At 41.5% G+C, this 21594-nt stretch carries 21 protein-coding genes; 10 read left to right on the top strand and 11 right to left on the bottom strand.

Annotation, left to right across the window (positions count from 1 at the left end):
* Positions 1 to 135: 135 nt before the first annotated feature.
* The 7 genes from VB711_RS03595 to VB711_RS03565 form a co-directional block, all read right to left on the bottom strand.
* A complete protein-coding gene (locus tag VB711_RS03595; protein ID WP_323284330.1) occupies positions 136 to 975 on the bottom strand; it encodes an ADP-ribosylglycohydrolase family protein in 840 nt (279 codons plus the stop codon).
* A 4-nt stretch (positions 976 to 979) separates the two neighbouring features.
* Positions 980 to 1426 carry a type II 3-dehydroquinate dehydratase gene (gene aroQ, locus VB711_RS03590; protein WP_323284427.1) on the bottom strand — a complete coding sequence of 149 codons (447 nt, stop codon included), beginning with the start codon at positions 1424 to 1426 and terminating at the stop codon, positions 980 to 982.
* A 25-nt stretch (positions 1427 to 1451) separates the two neighbouring features.
* Positions 1452 to 1589 carry a hypothetical protein gene (locus tag VB711_RS03585; RefSeq protein ID WP_323284329.1) on the bottom strand — a complete coding sequence of 46 codons (138 nt, stop codon included), beginning with the start codon at positions 1587 to 1589 and terminating at the stop codon, positions 1452 to 1454.
* Between the two features lie 705 nt (positions 1590 to 2294).
* Entirely contained in the window at positions 2295 to 4940 is a 2646-nt protein-coding gene (topA, locus tag VB711_RS03580) for a type I DNA topoisomerase (protein WP_323284328.1), read from the bottom strand.
* Positions 4941 to 5411: 471 nt separating this feature from the next.
* Positions 5412 to 5999 carry a class I SAM-dependent methyltransferase gene (locus tag VB711_RS03575; protein WP_323284326.1) on the bottom strand — a complete coding sequence of 196 codons (588 nt, stop codon included), beginning with the start codon at positions 5997 to 5999 and terminating at the stop codon, positions 5412 to 5414.
* Positions 6000 to 6064: 65 nt separating this feature from the next.
* Positions 6065 to 7351, bottom strand: a complete 1287-nt coding sequence (locus VB711_RS03570) for an O-antigen ligase family protein (RefSeq protein ID WP_323284325.1) — start codon at positions 7349 to 7351, stop codon at positions 6065 to 6067.
* Positions 7333 to 8178 (bottom strand): YaaW family protein, encoded by an 846-nt coding sequence (locus VB711_RS03565; protein WP_323284324.1) that lies wholly within the window; start codon positions 8176 to 8178, stop codon positions 7333 to 7335. The genes VB711_RS03570 and VB711_RS03565 overlap by 19 nt, the downstream gene beginning before the upstream one ends.
* Before the next feature lie 194 nt (positions 8179 to 8372).
* Here VB711_RS03565 and rnhA point away from each other — a divergent pair, with 194 nt between their 5' ends.
* A complete protein-coding gene (gene rnhA / locus VB711_RS03560) occupies positions 8373 to 9284 on the top strand; it encodes a ribonuclease HI (RefSeq protein WP_323284323.1) in 912 nt (303 codons plus the stop codon).
* A 43-nt stretch (positions 9285 to 9327) separates the two neighbouring features.
* Here rnhA and VB711_RS03555 read toward each other — a convergent pair whose 3' ends face one another.
* The 3 genes from VB711_RS03555 to VB711_RS03545 form a co-directional block, all read right to left on the bottom strand.
* Positions 9328 to 9666, bottom strand: a complete 339-nt coding sequence (locus tag VB711_RS03555) for a type II toxin-antitoxin system PemK/MazF family toxin (protein WP_323284321.1) — start codon at positions 9664 to 9666, stop codon at positions 9328 to 9330.
* Positions 9663 to 9938 carry a ribbon-helix-helix domain-containing protein gene (locus tag VB711_RS03550; protein WP_323284320.1) on the bottom strand — a complete coding sequence of 92 codons (276 nt, stop codon included), beginning with the start codon at positions 9936 to 9938 and terminating at the stop codon, positions 9663 to 9665. The genes VB711_RS03555 and VB711_RS03550 overlap by 4 nt, the downstream gene beginning before the upstream one ends.
* A gap of 428 nt (positions 9939 to 10366) precedes the next feature.
* Positions 10367 to 10627, bottom strand: a complete 261-nt coding sequence (locus VB711_RS03545) for a hypothetical protein (RefSeq protein WP_323284319.1) — start codon at positions 10625 to 10627, stop codon at positions 10367 to 10369.
* Positions 10628 to 11021: 394 nt separating this feature from the next.
* Here VB711_RS03545 and VB711_RS03540 point away from each other — a divergent pair, with 394 nt between their 5' ends.
* The 5 genes from VB711_RS03540 to VB711_RS03520 all read left to right on the top strand — a co-directional run bounded on the left by VB711_RS03540 (position 11022) and on the right by VB711_RS03520 (position 16319).
* On the top strand, positions 11022 to 12233 hold the full coding sequence (locus VB711_RS03540) for a metallophosphoesterase family protein (protein WP_323284318.1): 1212 nt from the start codon (positions 11022 to 11024) through the stop codon (positions 12231 to 12233).
* 102 nt (positions 12234 to 12335) lie between these two features.
* Positions 12336 to 13427 (top strand): phosphate ABC transporter substrate-binding protein PstS, encoded by a 1092-nt coding sequence (pstS, locus tag VB711_RS03535; RefSeq protein WP_323284316.1) that lies wholly within the window; start codon positions 12336 to 12338, stop codon positions 13425 to 13427.
* Positions 13428 to 13594: 167 nt separating this feature from the next.
* Positions 13595 to 14683 carry a chorismate synthase gene (gene aroC, locus VB711_RS03530; protein WP_323284314.1) on the top strand — a complete coding sequence of 363 codons (1089 nt, stop codon included), beginning with the start codon at positions 13595 to 13597 and terminating at the stop codon, positions 14681 to 14683.
* A 16-nt stretch (positions 14684 to 14699) separates the two neighbouring features.
* A complete protein-coding gene (locus tag VB711_RS03525; protein ID WP_323284313.1) occupies positions 14700 to 15728 on the top strand; it encodes a hypothetical protein in 1029 nt (342 codons plus the stop codon).
* Positions 15729 to 15734: 6 nt separating this feature from the next.
* Positions 15735 to 16319 (top strand): YdeI/OmpD-associated family protein, encoded by a 585-nt coding sequence (locus VB711_RS03520; protein ID WP_323284312.1) that lies wholly within the window; start codon positions 15735 to 15737, stop codon positions 16317 to 16319.
* A gap of 3 nt (positions 16320 to 16322) precedes the next feature.
* Here the strand turns inward: VB711_RS03520 and VB711_RS03515 are convergent, their stop codons facing one another.
* Positions 16323 to 16775, bottom strand: coding sequence for a hypothetical protein (locus VB711_RS03515; protein ID WP_416233551.1), 453 nt, complete (start codon positions 16773 to 16775; stop codon positions 16323 to 16325).
* 236 nt (positions 16776 to 17011) lie between these two features.
* Here VB711_RS03515 and rimI point away from each other — a divergent pair, with 236 nt between their 5' ends.
* The 4 genes from rimI to VB711_RS03495 all read left to right on the top strand — a co-directional run bounded on the left by rimI (position 17012) and on the right by VB711_RS03495 (position 21593).
* Positions 17012 to 17563 carry a ribosomal protein S18-alanine N-acetyltransferase gene (gene rimI / locus VB711_RS03510; protein WP_323284311.1) on the top strand — a complete coding sequence of 184 codons (552 nt, stop codon included), beginning with the start codon at positions 17012 to 17014 and terminating at the stop codon, positions 17561 to 17563.
* Positions 17564 to 17954: 391 nt separating this feature from the next.
* Complete coding sequence (locus VB711_RS03505) at positions 17955 to 20426, top strand: ATP-dependent Clp protease ATP-binding subunit (RefSeq protein ID WP_323284310.1); 2472 nt, start codon at positions 17955 to 17957, stop codon at positions 20424 to 20426.
* Between the two features lie 224 nt (positions 20427 to 20650).
* Complete coding sequence (locus VB711_RS03500) at positions 20651 to 21208, top strand: Panacea domain-containing protein (protein ID WP_323284309.1); 558 nt, start codon at positions 20651 to 20653, stop codon at positions 21206 to 21208.
* A complete protein-coding gene (locus tag VB711_RS03495; protein ID WP_323284307.1) occupies positions 21201 to 21593 on the top strand; it encodes a hypothetical protein in 393 nt (130 codons plus the stop codon). The genes VB711_RS03500 and VB711_RS03495 overlap by 8 nt, the downstream gene beginning before the upstream one ends.
* Position 21594: the final 1 nt, after the last annotated feature.

The following is a 21594-nucleotide window of genomic DNA, read 5'->3' as shown; positions in this document are numbered from 1 at the left end:
TGACTTTGATGACTCAAAACAAGACAATCTGCAAAATAAGTCAGAATTTTGGCAGTTTAACTAAAATCTGGTGAGATTGTCCATCATAGCTACTTACAGGCTAAGGTTGGGGGTTGGGAAAATAGTAACGTATAATTAATTAGATTTGATTTTGATAGTATCCAGACCCCTGTGATCGATAGTGGGATTATATACCCCTGACCAAGCGCCTACAAATACATTAGATAATTCTAGCAGTTGAGATATATTACTCAGTCCCCCTGGGGGGGAATTGATTGGTAAAGATAAAATCTGCCAAGGAGAAGGAATGCCAACTGTGCTGTTATATGCCCCTGATAAAGCACCTGTAATTACCCCTGCGGTTTGTGAGCATATCGGGGTATTATTGTCAATAGCTCGTAAAACTGCTAAACGATAATCTTCTAAAGAGCTAAGAAAGCAGTAAAAAGCTAGAGTAGTGGCGTTAATTAAGGTTTCTTGCCTACTTAACTCCTCTCGTACCCGTTCTAATCTCACTCCTTGCTCTAAAAATGTTTGGACTTGTAATAATTTTTGTGTTAAAGGAGTTGATGTTTCTCCTAGAAAGGTTATGGTTTGGGGGATGAGGGTCAGAGGATCAAGTTTTTCTTTCACTGCTAGAGCGATCGCCCACCCCAATGCTAGAATTACATCTTTCAACACTGGATCATCATCCCAGATTGTTAAAACTTCCTGTAGATTCTGCCTAAGTTTAATTGGGTTTTCATGATAAAAAAGTACCACTGGCAAAGTAGTAAAAATGATCTGACTCTCAGGAGTTTTAGGTGTTTGATGCTTTGACCACTCTTTCACATCTAATTTGCCCAAGGTGATCAAACTTTCCATACCCAAAATAGCAGGTTTAGCAAAGTCATCATCACCATTAGCTGCTAAACTTCTCCCCAGGAAAGCTCCCAAAAAAGTTCCTCTAAACCGACTGACAAGAGAATAACCCATAGAGTTATGAAAGGCTTAAATGATGGGTCAGTGCTTGTAAGCCCAGGAGGTAACTTTGAACTCCAAAGCCACTGATTTGACCGATGACCACTGGGGCTATGTAAGAATGATGTCGAAAATCTTCCCGTCGGTAAATGTTGCTCAGGTGTACTTCTACAGTCGGTAAATTCACAGCAGCGATCGCATCTCGCAAAGCTACACTGGTATGTGTATAAGCCCCAGCATTGATTAAAATCCCCTGATGCTGTTCTAAACAACCGTGAATAGCATCTACTAAAATTCCTTCGTGATTTGACTGCAATATAGTGAGTTTCGCTTGCAACTTTTTGGCTTCTGCCTGTAACAAGCGATTAATCTCATCTAGAGTTAAAGAACCGTAAATTCCCGGTTCTCGCTGTCCTAATAAATTTAAATTTGGCCCATGCAGCACCAAAATACTTAAAAGATGCAAAGTCAACTCCCACACCTAGAGGATTTTAACGACGACGCAAACGCTCATTTACAGGAATCGGAATCAGTTCCGGTTCCGGTTCAGCCTCCGGCCCTAGCAGACTATCAATTAGTTTCCTCGCTAATTCTTTAAGCTTTTCCAGTACCTTTTCTATATAATCCATTGAACTGACTGCTCCTGAGAAACTACCTCAATTTTAATTAACAAGTTTGCAGAATCTGGCGTATTGTCGCACCTCTGAATTTTTATGGGGTTGACACACTCTTAGATTTGTGGTATTAGCCAGACAAAAAAACTGGGTTTTGTGTTCTGCCTTACTTCTTAGAATATCACATTAAAAAACGAAGGAAAGGGTTTTATTCAAAACGTATATTTTCCCCAAATTCTAACACCCAAATTCCCCACTTCTCAAAGGATTCGGGGATCTATCTAAGTTAAGTAGTCGGACAAAATTAAATTCATTGGTTGAGAGGGGGAACTCTTAACTGGGAACAGGAAGAGAGTTTTGGGCGATTCTACTTAATGCGGTGCGTCAGATAGAGAAAATCTGTTAGATAAACAAACCACAGAGGCACAGAGTTCACAGAGAACGGAGAGAAAATCTGTTAGATGCTCAATTATTGGGTCTGACCTGAAAAACAAACCACAGAGGCACAGAGTTCACAGAGAACGGAGAGAAAATCTGTTAGATGCTCAATTATCGGGTCTGACGTGGTTGGTGAGCTTGCCGAACCACACCCTACAAGAAATAAAATCCATCATCCTTATGTAATAGAAATAGATTCTGTCAATGGGTAACTCCTAAAAATTAATCATGTTATGACCTGACCAAAATAATATTGTAGGGTGGGCAATGCCCACCCTAGTTCTAACTTGCTGTCTTTTTCTTTTTTGCACTACTGGTTGATGACTTGGTAGTTGAGCTAGTTTTAGTAGTTGTGGATTTAGTAGTTTTGCGTGTAGATTTTGTAGATGCTTTCTCTGAGAGTAGTTCCAGTGCTTTAGATAGTGTGATACTTTCCACCGTTTCACCTTCAGGAATACTCACATTAGTTTTGTTGTGCTTAATATACGCGCCATAGGGTCCATCATAGATGTTGACTGGTGCTTCATCTTCTGGATGTTGACCTAATTCTCGTAACGCGGCTTTAGATTTGCTGCTGGCGGCCCTGCCTTTTTTCGGTTCAGCCAATAACTCTAATGCCCGTTCCAGGGAAATTGTCAACACATTATCAGTAGCTTTCAGAGAACGGTAATCTTTCCCTTCTTTGCCTTGGTCATGGACAACGTAAGGACCAAAACGTCCTAAACTGGTTTGAATTTTGCCGCCTGTATCAGGGTGAGTTCCCAAGGTGCGGGGTAGAGCCAAGAGTCCCACAGCCATGTCTAGGGTGACATTTTCTGAGGTGACACCCTTGGGTAAAGAAGATTGTTTAGGTTTAGGATTTTCCTCGGTTTTGTCACCTAACTGCACATAGGGTCCGTATGTGCCAATTTTAAGATAAATTGGTTCGCCAGTTTCAGGATGACGGCCTACTTGATCTGGACCTGTGAGTTTTTGCCGCAGGATGATTTCTACCTGTTTGGGGTCGAGGTCTGCGGGGGTGAGGTCTTTGGGAATGGAAGCAGTGACAACACCATCTGCACTTTCTACTTCTATATAGGGTCCATATTTACCAATGCGGACTTTGGCATCTAAATTTTCTAGTTCTACAGTTCTAGCAGTGGTGGCATCAATTTGATTTTCTTGTTCTTTAACTAAGGTTTCTAACCCTTTATCGCCCAAATAAAATTCCTGGAGGTAAGGTAGCCATTTTACTTCCCCTGTGGAAATATCATCTAGGGTTTGCTCCATTTTGGAGGTGAAGCTGGGATCTACAATATCAGGGAAATATTTTTCTAGTAAATCGGTGACTGCAAAGGCCGTAAAAGTGGGAATTAGGGCGTTATTGACCAATTGGCAGTAACCTTTGTCGATAATGGTACCAATAATGCTGGCATAGGTACTAGGACGACCAATGCCTTCACTTTCTAGGGTTTTGACTAAACTTGCTTCGGTGTATCTGGCGGGGGGTTGGGTTTCATGTCCCACTGCTTCTAGTTCTCGGCAATTTGGATGATCGCCGACTTTTAGAGGTGGTAAGATGACTTCTTGATCTTCTAATGCGGCTTCGGGATCATCTGAACCTTCGACGTAGGCGCGGAGGTAGCCAGGAAAATCAATGCGTTTACCAGAGGAACGAAATCCGGCATCTTCGATTTGCAGTTGGACGGTAAGTTGAGTTTGGCGAGAGTCGGCCATTTGACAGGCGACGGTGCGTTTCCAAATTAAATCATAAAGGGCAAATTCCCGACCGCTTAACCCGGTTTCTTGGGGGGTGCGGAAGCTGCTACCGGCAGGACGAATGGCTTCGTGGGCTTCTTGCGCCCCTTTGGATTTGGTGGTGTATTGCCTGGGTTCGGGACTGAGGTATGATTTGCCGTATAACTGTTCTACACAATTTCGGGCAGCAGCGATCGCTTGCTCCGATAGATGTACTGAGTCTGTCCGCATATAGGTAATATACCCTTGTTCGTACAAACTTTGAGCAGTCCGCATTGTATCCCTGGCTGAAAGCCTCAACTTCCGGTTAGATTCTTGTTGCAGTGTGGAAGTTGTAAACGGTGGCGATGGTTTGCGGGTAACTGGACGTTCTTCTGTATCCGCTACAGTCCAAGTTTTTCCCGTTAGCCGTTCTTTGAGTTCTACTGCCTGGGTTTCGTTCAGTAACACCACCTTGCGTCCGGCTACAATTTCTCCGGTGGCGGGGTCAAAATCGCTGCCTGTGGCCACTTTCGTGCCTTCTAGGGTCACTAGCTGGGCGTTAAATGGCAATTTTTCTTCTACTAAACTGGCTTTTAAATCCCAGAATGTACCTTCATGGAAAGCGCGACGTTGGCGTTCTTTAATTACTAACAATCTAACAGCTACCGATTGCACCCGCCCCGCAGATAGTCCCCAGGCGATTTTTTTCCACAGCAGGGGGGATAAGGTATATCCTACCAAGCGGTCTAAAATCCGTCGGGTTTCTTGGGCGCGAACCAACTGCTCATCAATGGTACGGCAGTTTTTTAATGCCTTTTTGATGGCTTCTTGGGTGATTTCGTGAAAAACCATCCGCTTGGTTGGTACTTTGGGTTTGAGCAACTGGTATAAGTGCCAACTGATGCTTTCACCTTCCCGGTCTTCGTCAGTAGCCAAGATTAATTCATCAACACCTTTCAGGGCATCTTTGAGCAGAGTGACAATTTTCTTTTTGTCTTTGGGGACGACATACACCGGTTCAAAATCCGCATCTATATTCACCCCAAGCTGCGCCCATTTTTCTCCTTTGATATTGGCGGGAATTTCACTAGCTGACTGCGGGAGATCACGCACATGACCCATTGAAGCCTCTACCACATAGTCTTTTGGGAGGTAGTTGCGAATGGTACGAGCTTTGGTTGGAGATTCGACAATGACAAGTGTTGACATGGAAATTTAAAAAAAAGAATAGCTTTTAAGCTAAACAGTCAAGTTGAGATGGTTTCGGTGAAATGTCAAGATTACAAATCAACTTTCAGGATGAAGTTACAAGTAATGGTAATCTCTATAGCCGCATTTAGCAGAAATATAAAGATTGGATGAAGATAAAAGCAGAATATTACCCTTTCTTCATAATTTATCTTGCATTTTGGCGTAAAGCTTGCACCAATTGTTTTTTCATCCTTTATTTATTGACTCTACACCCTTGTTCAATTCCGCCGGGAGGACTGGAGAGGAGAATACTGGGTGAATTGCCAGATATTTCCATCTTTAACTTATCTAACGCATAAATGGTGAATAAAGTTGGTAAAATATTTGTGAGGTGTCATAGAGCGATCGCTTCTGTAATTTGGTAAATTTTAAATGTCAGTATATACAATTGTATAATGAATTACCATATATACACCAACAACGATAATTCTACAACTTTTGAAAAATAGTTAGTAAAACTGGACCTAATAAATAATAGTGACCTAAACATAAAAGTCCAGCATCATCACCCATTTTTTGACGTTGTTCTTGGCTGTAGAATTTAATTCCTGTAGGCGAATTTGCCATTAGTTGCAATGTTGGATTATTTGTGGTGATGTCAACTAAATAAAACTTTCCCCCAGGCGAAATTATTCTCGCTATTTCACTTAAAACTTGATCTGGGTGGGGATAATGTAAAAAACTAATGGTGTTAAATACTGCGTCAAATTGACCATCAGCAAAGGGAAGTGATTCGGCATTACCTTCAAGGTAAATTAATCTGGGGCGGTGTTGATTGTTTTGTCTGGCTAACCGCACCATTTGGGTAGATAAGTCTAATCCTGTACCTCGTAAGTCAGGAAACTGATTTGCCAAGCGGTTTAGTAAGCGTCCAGTTCCACAACCTAAATCAAGTATATTCGGGTTTGGTGGTAGTTGGATTTGGGAAAGTAATCTTTTATGGATGGCTTGGTAAATGAAGGAGGGAAATGTCCAATCATAACTTGGTGCCCAACGATCAAAAAGTTGTTTTTTCATTTTTTTATTCTAACAATAAGTTCTTTTCTCACGCAGAGGCGCAGAGGCGCAGAGAGTAAGAGTTTTTAGTTTTGGTCGTTATAGCGATAAGTTACTCCGCAGAGGGCAGCTAAGAAGACCCAAAAGAGTATACATAATCGTAAGTCAAAGATTGTGACATCAACTGTGTTGAATAGTATCCAGCCCAGGAAGGCTAGTAGGTAACTGAAGAAGATTAATTTGTTTTCTGGTTCTAGTAGTTTTGATTGCCATAAAAGTTGACTGGCTTTAATTAATATCCAGGTGAGTAAGCTACAAAATAACAAAATGGTGGGGAAACCGGTTTCGGCAGAAATCATTAAAAATAGGTTGTGGGGATGTCCTAAATCTGTTTGCATTTGTGCTTTGTACAGTCCATTAAAACTGCGTAATCCCCAACCAGTCCAAGGATGTTTTTTTGTTAAATCCCAGGCAAATTGCCATTGGGTTTTTCTCATTAGGGCAACTGGTCTATCTGGATACATATCATCGTTTAATCGCGCCCAGATTGAGTAGGGGACAAAGCGGCGAAAAAATACAGCGATCGCTCCAGGGGCAAATGCTGCTAAAAAGGTAATACTCACCATACTCACCACTCCCCCAACCAATAACCTCCATCCTTGGTAAAGGGCAAATCCTAAACAGGCTATCATGGCGATCGCCCATCCATTCCGGGAATTAGTTAAAATTAAAGCTGTAAAGTTGGCCAGCACTGTCACTGTTAAAAAGATATTCAGGGGATTTTTGATTTTCTGATAATTCTCTAACCACAAACCCAAACCTAAAATAAATATACTGGCCAAATAAGCGGCTAAGGTATTGGCGTGCATGAACATTGCCGCCATTCTTCCTGGTGGTTCTCCTCCCGGTGCGATCGCCCAATCTAACACCACCCACAACAAGTTTAATTCAAAATGCCAACCAAAAAACAACTGTCCCACTCCCGTAATCACCACGGGGACAGAACCAAAGACCATAATCCAAGCTATTTGCCGTAATTGGGCGGCTGTTTGAATTAGGGCTGTTAATCCGGCGAAAAAGAAAAAATACGGTAAAAAATTAAATAAACCCAGGAAAGCCTCTACTCGATGAGAGGCAAACCCGGTACTGATCACCATTAGTAAACTTAACAGTGCAAAACCCCGATGGAGGGGACGACGGCTAATAGTACGGTATTGTTTGCCCCAAGTTAGTAAGGAGGCGAAAATTATCAACACCCCCCCAACGGCTGGACTAACGGGAAACACAAGTAGTCCAAATTGAAGACATTGCCAAGGGATTTGTAAATTAGGGTTGGGATGGTAAAAAACTTGGTTCAAGCTAACTCCCAACATTCTTCTGCACGGGTGAGACGTATTTGTGCTACAGTGAAGACAGTGGGAATAATTCGACCGTAATTGGTAGCGATCGCTCTCCACCCCAAATCCGCAAAAAACCAAGCCCACATCATTGGTCCGACAAACGCAAACATACTCCGCACCGCCCCATAACGAGCCGCACTCATCGTCATTCCCCGTTTAGCCATTTGCAGAGTCACATAATTTTGAAACTGGTTTGTCGCTACCTTAGCCCCAGTAATTGCCGTTTGTTTAGCCACCTGATAAGTAGCAAAATGGATGGCAAATTGACGGGCGATTTGTTGGAGAACAAAAGGTTGAATCACAGAAGTTACAGCCAAAGCACTACCACCTTTAAAAATTAACCCCAAAGGATCATGTTGTAAAGCCAATGGTAGGGGTTCTTTTAGTTCAGATTTAAGCAACTGATACTGAACTCTTGTAGTTAACTTTTGTTTTTCCTGTTCCGGCAACCTTTTCCATACCTGCCCTAGCAAGTGTAAAAATACCTCGGCTTCTAAATCTACTGTTGACAAATTATCAAAATAGGGAATTTTTAAATACTTACATACTTGAATCAGTGCTTGTCGATAAGTTACCTCTTCAGTACGTCCCCGCAACACTGTGATTCCATCTGCTGCTAAAAAACGAAATCGGTTTTCTAGGGTTTCTAACCAAACTTCACGATTTTGGCTTTGCACCTCAATAGGTTCTGGTGTCTGAACATAATCGAGGGGATTAAATTTGCGACTAAACAAAATTGCTGTTAAGTCCTGTAGTTCTTCTTCCGTTGCCAACTCTAGTACCGCTCTTAATTCATCCAACTTCCCTTCCTCCCTTCCAGTTTGTCTGTACTCTATTCTACTATTAACCCAAGTTAGTAATTATAATGATCAGAACTCAGCGTAACTTCAATAGACATTTCACGGAACATCTCTACAAAGGTCTTCAAAGGACGTAGATTTAATTACCGGAGATGTCTATTGCTTTTAGAATTTTTAACTTTTAATCTTTTCCCATGTCTAACCAACCCGTAATTGAAAGCATATACACAGATGGGGCTTGTACTGGCAATCCAGGCCCTGGTGGTTGGGCTGTTGTTGTTTACTTTAACAATGGCTCAGTTCACGAAATGGGGAACTCATCCCAGCATACCACCAATAATAAAATGGAAATGCAAGCGGCGATCGCTGCCCTCCAATACTTCACCACATCATCACAAACCCAACCCATCACCCTCTACACCGATAGCGAATACCTAATTAACTGCGTCACCAAATGGGTAAAAGGCTGGAAAAAGAAAGATTGGAAAAAAGCAGACGGAAAACCAGTTCAAAACCAAGATTTATTAGAAACACTCGATCAATTAAATAGCTCGCTTGTAAAATGGCAGCACGTGCGCGGACATTCTGGTAACATAGGTAACGAACGTTGTGATGTGATTGCTCGCTCCTTTGCGATCGGCAAAATACCATCTCTCCAACAACTACAGTCAGGAAATGCTTACCAAACCGTATCCCCAACCAATCAACCAAATGTGGTAAAAGTATCTGATTGTAACGACGAATCTACATTAATTAACAAAAATACACAAGAAACCAGTGCTTTTGCATTAGACATAACCACTATGGAACCATCTACCGCCACAGTTGCGGCCACAACCGACGAAAAACCGCCTGAGATGAGAGTTTTACAACTTCGTAACTTAGTTGAGACTCTGCGTATTGCTGATGAAATTTCCGAAAAAGGTTATTTAATCACCAGTTCTGAATTAGCAGACTTAATGGATGTCCACGCCAGCGCCGTTACCAGCCGGGGTGATCAATGGCGGTGGCGAAATTGGATAGTTTCACGGGTACGACGGGAAGGAAATCAAATTCTCTGGGAATTAGAACGAGGTGATCAAGTATCAAATGGGGATAATTCGTAATAAAAATTATCTGCGTTTATCTGCGTCCATCTGCGTTCAATTATTATAAATCCAAAGCGATGGACAAAGCCTGTCCCAGATGTATCATGACACCCTGAGAAAGTATCCCACGTAAACGCAAAAAGCGAGTTTTAGATAATACCCTTACCTGATCTGCCATGGCAATTGAGTCTTTTCTCAGTCCCCCATCTGGGGCTAAAATTAAAACCTGAGTAGGGTAAACTCTCCTCCCATCTTGATAAGCCGTACAAGGTACAGCTAACACCACCGGACTAGATAAATTAATTACATCACGACTGACAATAATTACTGGTCGAGTTCCCCCTTGTTCTGAACCTTCAGTCATTTCTAGACGCGCATCATAGACTTCACCCCTTCTCATATTGGAGATTCCCCTAGCTGCAATGCCTCCCACTGCGCTGTAGCAAATTCAACCTCCATTCTTAAAACTTCTGATTGATAATCAGGATCTTTAGCCATTTCTGCCAAAGCTGCATCAATTTCGGCTCTTTCTTGTACTGCTAATTCTCTCCGTAAGGCCTGCACTACAAAATCATTACGACTTTTGGCTTTTCCTTCTAAGACTGCTTTATCAGTTGCTTCCAATAGTTCCCGGGGAATAGTTAAAGTCGTCCGAATAGTTTCTGCTTTCATAGCGCGTTCAGTCTTTGATGTCTGAAGTGATGACTTATATGATATCGTTTTGTGCATCAAACAAATATAATGTATCTTGAAAAATAAGTATATATTGTGATGGATAAAACAATATATAGCAGGAGTCAGGAGTCAGGAGTCAGGAGTCAGAATTAAAACCCTGTTGTGAAACGAGTTGCATGAATGGTTTACGCCAACCTACGCTAACAATTGATGTCCTAACCACCTTGGCGGTTGATATAAATTCAATATATTTGTGTAAGCGATCGCTCCACCGGAAATAATAGTGTAATCATCCTACCCAAGAAAGAGTATAATCAATTAGTCAAATTAACAGAACTTAGGCAAAATATCTCTCACAAGCTCATTTCTCTGTGAACTCTGTGCCTCTGTGGTTAGTTTCTCAATTAATTGTGAGTAAGTCCTAATTAAGCATGAAGGTTAGCTTGTTCTTGCAACCAAGGATCAACAGGTTGTCCATCTTTCCGTTTTAATTGTATTTCCATTACCATCACTTCTTTAGAACCGGGAGGTGCGGGTTTTTTGTGAAAAATAATATCGTAATCTGCTGGGTTGTGTTGACGTTCTTTTAACCAGTCTTGGACTTTAGCGATCGCAAAAAATGATTGCCCTTGTTCAAACATTCGGGTAATCTGCATTTGTAAGCTATAAGGATTAAGCCGACTCATCTGATAACTCCTCTGTCAACAATTAACTAGGGATAGAGAAAATGGAAAATCAACTTCTTGATATGCGTTTAGCGGTGAGCATACGTGTCAACTTAAGATTAAATCGGCGGTTAAAAACCGCATCTACACAGGCGAAACCCACCTCCGTGGGTTTCAGATCCTCGATTTTTCCTGAGTCCGCGCAGGCGGACTTTGTTTGTGTAGGCGCGACTTCCAGTCGCCGGGGCTTAAGTTGACTATCCATGATCAGCATAATTTTGACACAATTCAGCGTAATTTTGAAATGACGATCGCAGAAATTCAAGATATACGTCAGGATTTGATTAAGCCGTGTTAAGTATAAGATCAAGGTCGGGGAAACCTGGACTCTACTAAAATTACTTAAAAGTTAATTATGCAGTTTTGGCGATCGCTGTGGCGAATTTTACTAATATTTTTATCTGGGTTGGGAATAGCGGTGGCTCTCCACGCTTGTCAACCTAATTCTAACACTGCCCTACCCGTTAACCAAACTACTCAAGTCCCAGTTACCCCTACACCGGAAACCATACCCCTACCCCCAGCAACTCAGGCAATTGTTAACAGTGTTAGCCCCAATGGACTGAACAACCCACCAAAGGGTGACGTGCGATTGGTCGTAATCAGCGACTTAAACAGTGCCTATGGTTCAACCGATTATGACCCAGAAGTAGACAAAGCGATCGCCCTCTTACCATTTTGGCAACCAGATATGGTAGTGTGCAGTGGTGACATGGTTGCCGGACAATATCCATCACTCACAGAAGCACAGATGAAAGCAATGTGGGCAGCTTTTGACGATCATGTAGCTGCACCCATGCGAAAGGCCAAATTACCCTATGGCTTCACTATGGGTAATCATGACGCATCAGGGGCTAAAAGCATTGCCGGAAAATTTTTATTTGCAAGGGAAAGGGACGTTGCCTCTAGTTACTGGAACGACCCAACACACGATTCTGGTGTAGAATTTGTCGATCGCTATCAATTCCCCTTTTATTATACCTTCAAACACCAAGATATTTTCTTTTTGGTTTGGGATGGTTCATCGGATCGGATTCCTCCAGACAAACTAGATTGGGTAGAAAAAGCACTGCAAAGCCCCGCCGCTAAATCCGCCAAAATCAAAATTTTATTAGGACATTTACCCCTTTACGCCATTACCGTAGGACGAAACAGCCCCGGTGAAGTGATGGCCAATACTGAACAGTTACGGGCAATGTTGGAGCGCAATCAGGTACACACCTATATTAGCGGACACCATCACGCCTACTATCCCGCCCACAAAGGTAAGCTGCAACTTTTACATACAGGCATTCTCGGTTCAGGTCCCCGTCCCTATATCGACAGTCGAAAACCGCCCCGTAAATCCCTGACGGTGATCGATATCAATTTTGCTGATCCTGAAATTACCACCTATACAACCTATGACATGAAAACCTTACAACTAATTAAGTTGGAGGAACTGCCCCGATTTATTTCTGGACATAATGGCATGGTATTACGTCGAGATGTGAAAATGCAAGATTTGAGCGATTCAGAACGTTCTGCTTGTGAACAACAAATAGGTGCTAATTTGTGCCGTGCTTAATTCAAGGTTTCTAGTAAGTAATGAGACAGAATTAATTACACAATTGATTTTTCTGTTCCCTGTTCCCTGTTCCCTGTTCCCTCTCTCACAGCGAGGTAATTTGTGCGATTCAAATTTGTTTCATCCCGACGGGGGTTTTTGTTAATATCAGCGATGACGGTGGCGATCGCTCTCAAGGCTTGTCAGAACAAAACCCCAGAAGTACCCGACCCCAAACTCACAGCAACCCCAATTTCCCTCTATGGAGGCGGTGCAACCTTTCCCTCGTTCCTCTATTTACGCTGGTTCACAGACTACGGCACTAAAAACCCCAATGTGGAAATCAGCTATCAACCCATAGGTAGTGCCGCCGGGATTCAGCAATTTCTCTCCACCACAGTGGATTTTGCGGCATCGGAAGTGGTACTCACAGATCAGGAAATTGCCCAAGTTACTCGCGGTACGGTGATGATTCCTTCGGTGGCGGGTAGTGTGGCTGTGGTCTACAATATCCCAGGGGTAAAAACTGGACTGAAACTTTCCCGTCAAGTCCTCCCGGCGATTTTTTTAGGCAAGATCAACAAATGGAACGATCCAGCGATCGCCGCCCTCAATCCAGATGTTACCATGCCCAATCTACCAATTACCGTAGTACATCGGTCTGATGGTAGTGGTACAACTGCCGCTTTTACAGCCCATTTAAGCGCCATCAGTCCTGAGTGGCAGAAGAAAGTAGGAACGGGATTGAATGTAGCTTGGACTACGGGCGTAGCGATTAAGGACAATGCAGGGATTAGCGCCCAAATTCAGCAAGGAGAAGGGGTAATTGGCTATGTAGAATATGCCTTTGCCAAACAGTTACAACTAGCCACCGCTGCCTTAGAAAATAAACAGGGACAATTTGCCCTACCGACAACGGAAGCAACGGCCAAAGCGATCGCCACCATTCAATTATCTGAAGATTTGCGCGGTTCTGTAGCCGATCCTGATGCCACCGATGCCTATCCCATTGTCACCTACAGTTGGGTGTTAGCTTATCAGCAGTACGACGATCCAAAACAGGCGAAGGCATTACAAAATGTGTTACGGTGGGCATTGACTGATGGCCAAAGCATGGGTTTAGAACTCGGATATGTCCCCCTTCCAGATGCCGTTGTCCAGAAGGCGATCGCTGCCCTCGACAAAATTGGTGGTGTAAAAAAAGGTTCTCATTAGGGAAATATCTAGGTCTTTCTGTATTTACTTACTCTTTCCACAGATTAGAATTTTTTCTGAACCTACTTGATTTTAACCCTGTAGACTTAAAAAGTAGAAATCACTTTGCGTTTAAAATGCCCAATTTCAGGTAAGATGCAGTTCTGAATCTGTATTTTTTCAAGATCATGGGTAGCACTTTCGGTCATTTATTTCGTATTACTACTTTTGGCGAGTCTCACGGTGGGGGTGTAGGAGTTATAATAGATGGTTGTCCGCCGCAATTAGAAATTTCTGCTGAAGAAATTCAATTTGAGCTAGATAGAAGAAGGCCGGGACAAAGTAAAATTACCACTCCGCGCAAAGAAGCTGATACCTGCGAGATTTTATCTGGGGTATTTGAAGGGAAAACTCTGGGAACACCAATTTCCATTTTGGTCAGGAATAAAGATACTCGTCCCCAAGATTATGATGAAATGGCGCAAAAGTATCGTCCTTCCCATGCAGATGCAACTTATGATGCTAAATATGGGATTAGAAATTGGCAAGGTGGCGGTAGATCGTCAGCCCGTGAGACAATAGGTAGAGTTGCCGCAGGGGCGATCGCTAAAAAGATTCTCCATCAAGTCGCAGGTGTGGAAGTTATCGCTTACGTCAAACGCATCAAGGATTTAGAAGGGGTAGTTGATACTAATACCGTTACTTTAGAACAGGTAGAAAGCAACATTGTCCGTTGTCCCGATGGTGAAATGGCCAATCGGATGATTGAATTAATTGAACAAACCGGCAAACAAGGTGATTCTATTGGTGGTGTAGTAGAATGTGTGGTACGCAATGTACCTAAAGGTTTAGGCGAACCAGTTTTTGATAAATTAGAAGCAGACTTAGCTAAGGCTGTTATGTCTCTCCCTGCAAGTAAGGGATTTGAAATTGGTTCGGGTTTTGGAGGAACGTTATTAACAGGAATTGAACATAACGACGAATTTTATATTGATGAAACAGGAGAAATTCGCACAGTAACCAATCGTTCTGGAGGGATTCAAGGGGGAATTTCTAATGGAGAAAATATTATTTTGCGAGTGGCATTTAAACCAACTGCCACAATTAGAAAAGAGCAAAAAACTGTCACCAGTGAAGGTGAAGAAACTTTATTAGCTGCTAAGGGCAGACATGATCCTTGTGTTTTACCCCGTGCTGTACCAATGGTTGATGCAATGGTGGCTTTGGTTTTGTGTGACCACCTTTTAAGGCATTACGGGCAATGTAAACTACTTTAATAGGAGTGAAAATTTAATGACCAATCAATATCCAGAATTGAGGGAAACTGGTTTCTTTTTTTATTGTAGTGGCAATGTTTTTTCTTTCGCTTCTGTCTGTTTAGCTGATGGTTTAAATCAGTTAGGGATTCCCGTATTTTCTAATATAGATTATGAGGAAAACCTGATCTCAGACTTTAAGTTCCAAAGTGTGAAAAATTTAAAATTTTCTGACCAAGGAGAACCAAAATATATAATTTATGATTTGTCTAGTTGTTCTATAGAAAAGCCCATTGAACTTGTTATTCCCTCTGGAAAAATTGGACTTGCACTTTCAATGTCAGATGTTGTTTCAGGCTGCATCTTAAAAAATGATATCCCTTTTTTCTGCACACATTACAATGAATTTCTAGAAGTGCAAGGATGGAGACTTCCCTGGGCTTTTGGACTATCATCTAAAATGGTTAAATCATCTGGTTATGATGTTTCTTCGATTGATACTAGAAAAAAAAGTATAGTTTATAATTTTAGACCATCATTATCACAATCAGTTAGAGAATGTTTAGATCTAATTCTCATTCCTCATTTAGAAAAATATTTTACTTTAGAAACTGAAATCGTGGGGGAAGGAAGATGGACGGAAACTAATTTGGAAAGACTTAAAAGAAGTTTTGGGTGTTTAGCTTATGGAGGAACTTTCAGCCAAGATTTACTGAAAAATGACTTTTTTGAAACTTTAGAAGACTATTCTAGGTTATATAAAAATTTTACTTACCTCAAAAGAACAGTTATAGATCGTTGGGATAGTTGGAGATTTTGGGAATCTTTAGCTGCTGGCTGTTTAACTTTTCATTTGGATTTTGAAAAATATGGGTTTAAATTACCAGTTATGCCTAATAATTGGGAACATTATATTGGCTTGAATTTAGAAGATATAAAAGGTGATATAGAAAGGGTAATGGATGAATCTGAAAAACTACCAATTATTGCAGCTAATGGCAGAAAATGGGCTTTAGAACATTACTCTCCCATAGCTGTCGCTGAAAGATTTTTGAGTATTTTTTGAGGAATTATGCTAAAATTTGATCAGCAACTAGAAACTATTTATGCCAGCGATCGCTACGAATGGCGACACTGGTTACAAAATAATCATGGCATTTATATCGGTATTTGGTTGATTTACTATAAAGTCAAAAGCGGTAAACCAAGCGTTAAATACCCGGAAGCGGTGAAGGAAGCCTTATGTTTTGGTTGGATTGACAGTAAAGTTAAATCCTTGGATGAAGATCGTTATATGCAAATCTTCACACCCCGAAAATCAAACAGTGTATGGTCTAAATTAAATAAACAATATATCGAAGAATTAATTACACAAAAATTGATGACTGAGGCAGGTTTTAAAAAGATTGAGATTGCTAAACAAAATGGTTCTTGGCATAGTTTAGATGATATCGAAGCGTTGATGATTCCCACAGATTTACAGCAAGCTCTACAATTAAACCAAACAGCAAATCTTTATTTTAATAAGTTTAGTAATTCATCGAAAAAAAATATTCTGATGTGGATAGAAAGCGCGAAACGTCCAGAAACAAGACTGAAAAGAATTGAGCAAACCATAGCTTCAGCAGCACAGAATAAAAATCCCTTGGTAAAATAAAAACTACAAAATTAGATAACTTTGCCAAATTTGTTGATGATCTTTAGTAGTTGTTTCTGGAACTAATAATCTCCAAGTTTTACCTTCTTTTTGAATTTGCAAATAAATTTCAAAGGGTTTTTGTGGTTGCTTTAAACTTCGCTTTGGTAATTGAACAGTTAAATCATAGGTTCCCAGAACACGGTAAGCGGGTAAATTTTCAATAGTCAGAGGTTGCTGTTTAGAAATAGACAAATGGTTGATATCAAAACTTTGGAAATCTAAATCTATTTTTTGACTAAGATCCTGTTTAGTTTGTTTTAACTGGATAGCGATCGCTCTCTGCACTAAATCAGGTGTTGGTAACAGTGCAATAGTAGTACAGGCTGTCAATAATAACAACAAAAACGTCATCACAGCCAACCGATGATAATTTGTAATTATACTGATGGGAGATTTAAATACCGTTATATTCATCTTTGATAGGACTATTAAAGTTAAATAGTATTTTCGGTGCAAGTAAAGGTAATATTTCTAGAGGATGGTGTCGTCCTGTTCAATATACTAATGCAATGCTGGTAAACAAGAACGGCGATAAAAACCACACAAGGTTGCCACCTCTGATTATAGTACAGTAGCGATCGCTCTTTGATGTACTTAATTCAAATATGACCTTAGCCTTGTGAATCCTCAGCTATACCCCCAGTAAAACTGTGAGTCTATTAGATCTAAAAATTCAACCCTTGACATCAGACCATTTGAGTGCGTTACTAGAACTGGATCAAACCTGTTTCAATGGTTTATGGACTTTGGAGGGCTACCGTCGGGAACTAGAAAGTCCTAATAGTTGCCTTTTGGGTTTATTTTGTCCAGTTGTTGACTACGGATTGCTGGGAATGGGATGTTTTTGGTCAATTTTAGAAGAAGCCCACATCACAATTTTGGCAGTTCATCCCCAATATCAGCATCAAGGTTTGGGACAGGCTTTGCTGTATTCTCTACTTAGGGCGGCCAGCGATCGCGGTTTGGAGCGAGCTACCTTGGAAGTTCGAGCTTCTAACCAGGGGGCTATTTCTTTATATCAAAAATTTGGCTTCAAAACTGCTGGTAGACGACGGGGTTATTACAAAGATAACGATGAAGATGCCTTAGTGCTGTGGTTGTCTGAGTTACAAGAGCCAAAATTCCTCCATCGTCTCGATCAATGGCAAAATATGGTCAGCGATCGCCTTCAACAATCTTTTTGGCAATTTATTGACCCCTGAGAGCAGAAACCATAATTGTGAAAAAAAATAAATTTTTCTCTCCTGTTTATAATTAGAATATTTTTTGTTTATCAAATTAAGCATAGTATTTTCTTATGAATAATTTTAATATCTTGATGTATAGCTAGTTTTTATGATATAATAGTTAGTTTGAGAACAAGCAAGCAAAATATCAAGATGAAAGTTTGATTGTTCGTAATTAGCCCTTAAAACCCTGATAAAGTCAACTCTTCAATCGACAAGCTACATAAAAAGTAATAAATGATCAGCAATTAACCCATCGGCCTGTGTAATGGTTCTTGGATGTCTAAAATCTTTATACAGACATCCAAAACTTTAGCCTGTGCTAAAATCAGCGTACCGGCACGACGCAGGTGATGGGAAAAATGCCATGTTTGAACGCTTCACAGAAAAAGCCATTAAGGTAATCATGCTGGCCCAAGAAGAGGCCCGCCGTTTAGGTCACAATTTTGTCGGAACTGAGCAGATCCTCTTGGGTCTGATTGGCGAAGGCACAGGTGTGGCAGCTAAGGTGTTGAAATCAATGGGAGTCAATCTCAAAGATGCCCGCATCGAAGTTGAAAAGATCATAGGTCGGGGATCGGGTTTTGTGGCAGTGGAAATTCCGTTTACGCCACGGGCAAAGCGAGTCCTAGAACTATCCTTGGAAGAAGCACGCCAACTGGGGCATAACTACATTGGCACCGAGCATCTGCTGTTGGGCCTAATCCGCGAAGGGGAAGGTGTAGCAGCCAGGGTGCTAGAAAACCTCGGTGTGGATTTGTCTAAGGTGAGAACCCAAGTAATTAGGATGTTGGGAGAAACTGCCGAAGTTTCACCGGGTGGACCTTCAGGCCGGACTAAAACCCCAACATTAGATGAATTTGGTTCTAACCTGACCCAGATGGCCGTAGACAACAAACTCGACCCTGTGGTGGGGCGTGCTAAAGAAATTGAGCGCGTAATTCAAATTCTCGGTCGTCGGACTAAGAATAATCCAGTGCTGATTGGTGAACCAGGGGTTGGTAAAACAGCGATCGCTGAAGGTTTAGCATCGCGGATCGCCAACAAAGATGTCCCCGACATCCTGGAAGATAAGCGTGTGATGACACTGGATATTGGTTTGCTCGTAGCGGGAACCAAATACCGGGGGGAATTTGAAGAACGGCTGAAAAAAATTATGGATGAGATCCGCTCTGCGGGTAATGTCATTCTCGTAATTGATGAGGTTCACACCTTAATTGGTGCGGGTGCAGCAGAAGGGGCGATTGATGCAGCAAATATCCTCAAGCCAGCCTTGGCCAGGGGAGAACTGCAATGTATTGGCGCAACGACACTGGACGAATACCGCAAGCACATTGAACGGGATGCAGCTTTAGAGCGACGCTTCCAACCAGTGATGGTGGGAGAGCCTTCCGTGGATGAAACAATTGAAATTTTATATGGTTTGCGCGATCGCTACGAGCAACACCACAAACTGAAGATATCCGATGAAGCTTTAGTGGCGGCGGCGAAATTGTCTGATCGATATATCAGCGATCGCTATTTACCAGATAAAGCCATTGATTTGGTTGACGAAGCGGGTTCTAGGGTGCGCTTGATTAATTCCCAACTGCCCCCAGCAGCGAAGGAGTTAGACAAGGAATTGCGGCAAATCTTAAAAGAAAAAGATGATGCAGTGCGTTCTCAGGACTTTGATCGAGCCGGGGAATTGCGCGATCGGGAAATGGAAATCAAAGCGGAAATCCGAGCGATCGCCCAAAACAAAACCAACGCTACTGGTGGAGATGGTCTAGAACCTGTGGTCACGGAAGAAGACATTGCTCACATTGTCGCTTCCTGGACAGGAGTACCAGTCAACAAACTCACCGAATCTGAGTCCGAAAAACTGCTACACATGGAAGACACCTTACACCAGCGCCTCATCGGTCAAGATGACGCTGTGAAGGCCGTTTCCCGCGCTATTCGTCGCGCTCGTGTCGGTTTGAAAAATCCCAATCGACCAATAGCGAGTTTTGTCTTCTCTGGTCCCACTGGGGTTGGTAAAACTGAATTGGCGAAATCCCTAGCTTCATACTTCTTCGGTTCTGAAGAAGCAATGATTCGCTTGGATATGTCCGAATACATGGAGCGTCACACGGTCAGTAAATTGATCGGTTCACCTCCTGGTTATGTCGGTTACAACGAAGGTGGTCAGTTAACGGAAGCTGTACGCCGTCGTCCTTACACTGTGGTGCTGTTTGACGAAATCGAAAAAGCACACCCCGATGTGTTCAATATGCTATTGCAAATTTTGGAAGATGGGCGGTTAACCGACGCAAAAGGTCGCACGGTAGACTTTAAGAACACCTTGCTGATTTTGACTTCCAACATTGGTTCTAAGGTAATTGAAAAAGGTGGTAGCGGTATCGGCTTTGAATTCTCTGAAGATGCAACTGAAACCCAATACAACAGAATCCGTTCTTTGGTGAATGAGGAACTGAAGCAATACTTCCGTCCTGAGTTCCTGAACCGGTTAGATGAAATTATCGTCTTCCGTCAGTTGAACAAGATTGAAGTTACCCAAATTGCCGAAATCATGCTCAAGGAAGTGTTCGGTCGGTTGACAGAAAAGGGCATTGTCTTAGAAGTCACAGACCGCTTCAAGGATCGCTTGATCACTGAGGGTTATAGTCCTAGCTACGGTGCAAGGCCATTACGTCGAGCAATTATGCGCTTATTGGAAGATAGTTTGGCGGAAGAAATTCTGTCTGGACGCATCAAAGATGGCGATACTGCGCTGGTTGACGTTGATGAAAATGGCGTTGTTCAAGTTAGTTCTCAACAAACACGGGAGTTGTTACCCCAAGGTGTTGAGTCTTAGTTAGGTTTTGGTAATTGTTAATTGAACGGTAGGGGATTTCGGTTCTCTACCGTTTTTTTGTTTTTTCTCACGCAGAGGCGCAGAGTCGCAGAGAGGAGAAGGGACAAGATCAAAGTTGAAATAAACTGAGTAATGATATATTCTGGGATTTGTATAATAATTTTCGCGTTTTTAGATCAAGATTTATAATTATAGATGTACTACACTGCTTCTCAAGGATAATTATGCCTATCCAGTTTCGGTTTCATCCAGAAAAGGCTATAGAAGCGGCCGCTACGTTTCTGAAGCTGCATGGTAAGTCTATGAAGTATTTAGGCTTGGTTAAGATGCTATACATAGCTGATCGTATTGCATTAGAACGCATGGAGCAGCCAATTACAGGTGATCATTATGTATCAATGGATTACGGTCCCGTACTCAGTGGGGTTTATGATCTAATTAAAGGTCAACCTGTTGATAATGCTTTACCTCTGTGGTCTGAGTATATTTCTCCTCGCAATGCAAACGTTGTTGAATTACTGAAAGACCCAGGGAATGAGGAATTATGTGAAGAAGAGGAAGAAATTATCCAAGAAGTATATAAAAAATATGGACATCTTGACCCGTTCAAGGTTGCAAAATGGACTCATGATTTACCAGAATGGAAAGACCCTCATGGTTCTTCTATTCCCATTTTAGTAGAAGAAATTCTCAAAGATTTTGGTAAAACCGATGAAGAAATAGAGGAGATTAAACAAATAGCAATTAGAGAAGCATATTTAGATGAGGTGCTAAATGCCTAGCATCATTATTAACTTAGGAGATGTATTTTTGATCGATACACCTCCTAATAAACAACATTTTTATGTTGCAATTGCAATAACTTCTGATAATAAATATTTATTTGTTAATCTAACAGAAAAGAGGAATAACTGTGAAACTGCTTGTATCTTAGTACCACACCCAAGCTTACCAAATTTTATAGTTAAAGAATCTGTTATAGCTTACGAATATGCTCGTGAATGGGATGCAACTGATCTTTCTAAATGTATAACTTCCGGTAGTTCTATTCCTAAAGATTTTTTTGCCCCGGATATTTTGTTTCAAATTCAGCAAGGAGGATTAACTTCTAAGAAGTTGAAGAATAAATATAAAACTGCATTGAAAAATTTTTTGGGAATTACTTGAA

Origin of the sequence: Cronbergia sp. UHCC 0137, assembly GCF_034932285.1 — a bacterium.
Classification (GTDB): domain Bacteria; phylum Cyanobacteriota; class Cyanobacteriia; order Cyanobacteriales; family Nostocaceae; genus Cronbergia.
Note: the sequence above shows the minus strand (reverse complement) of the source record. Positions and strands in the feature narration are given on the sequence as shown.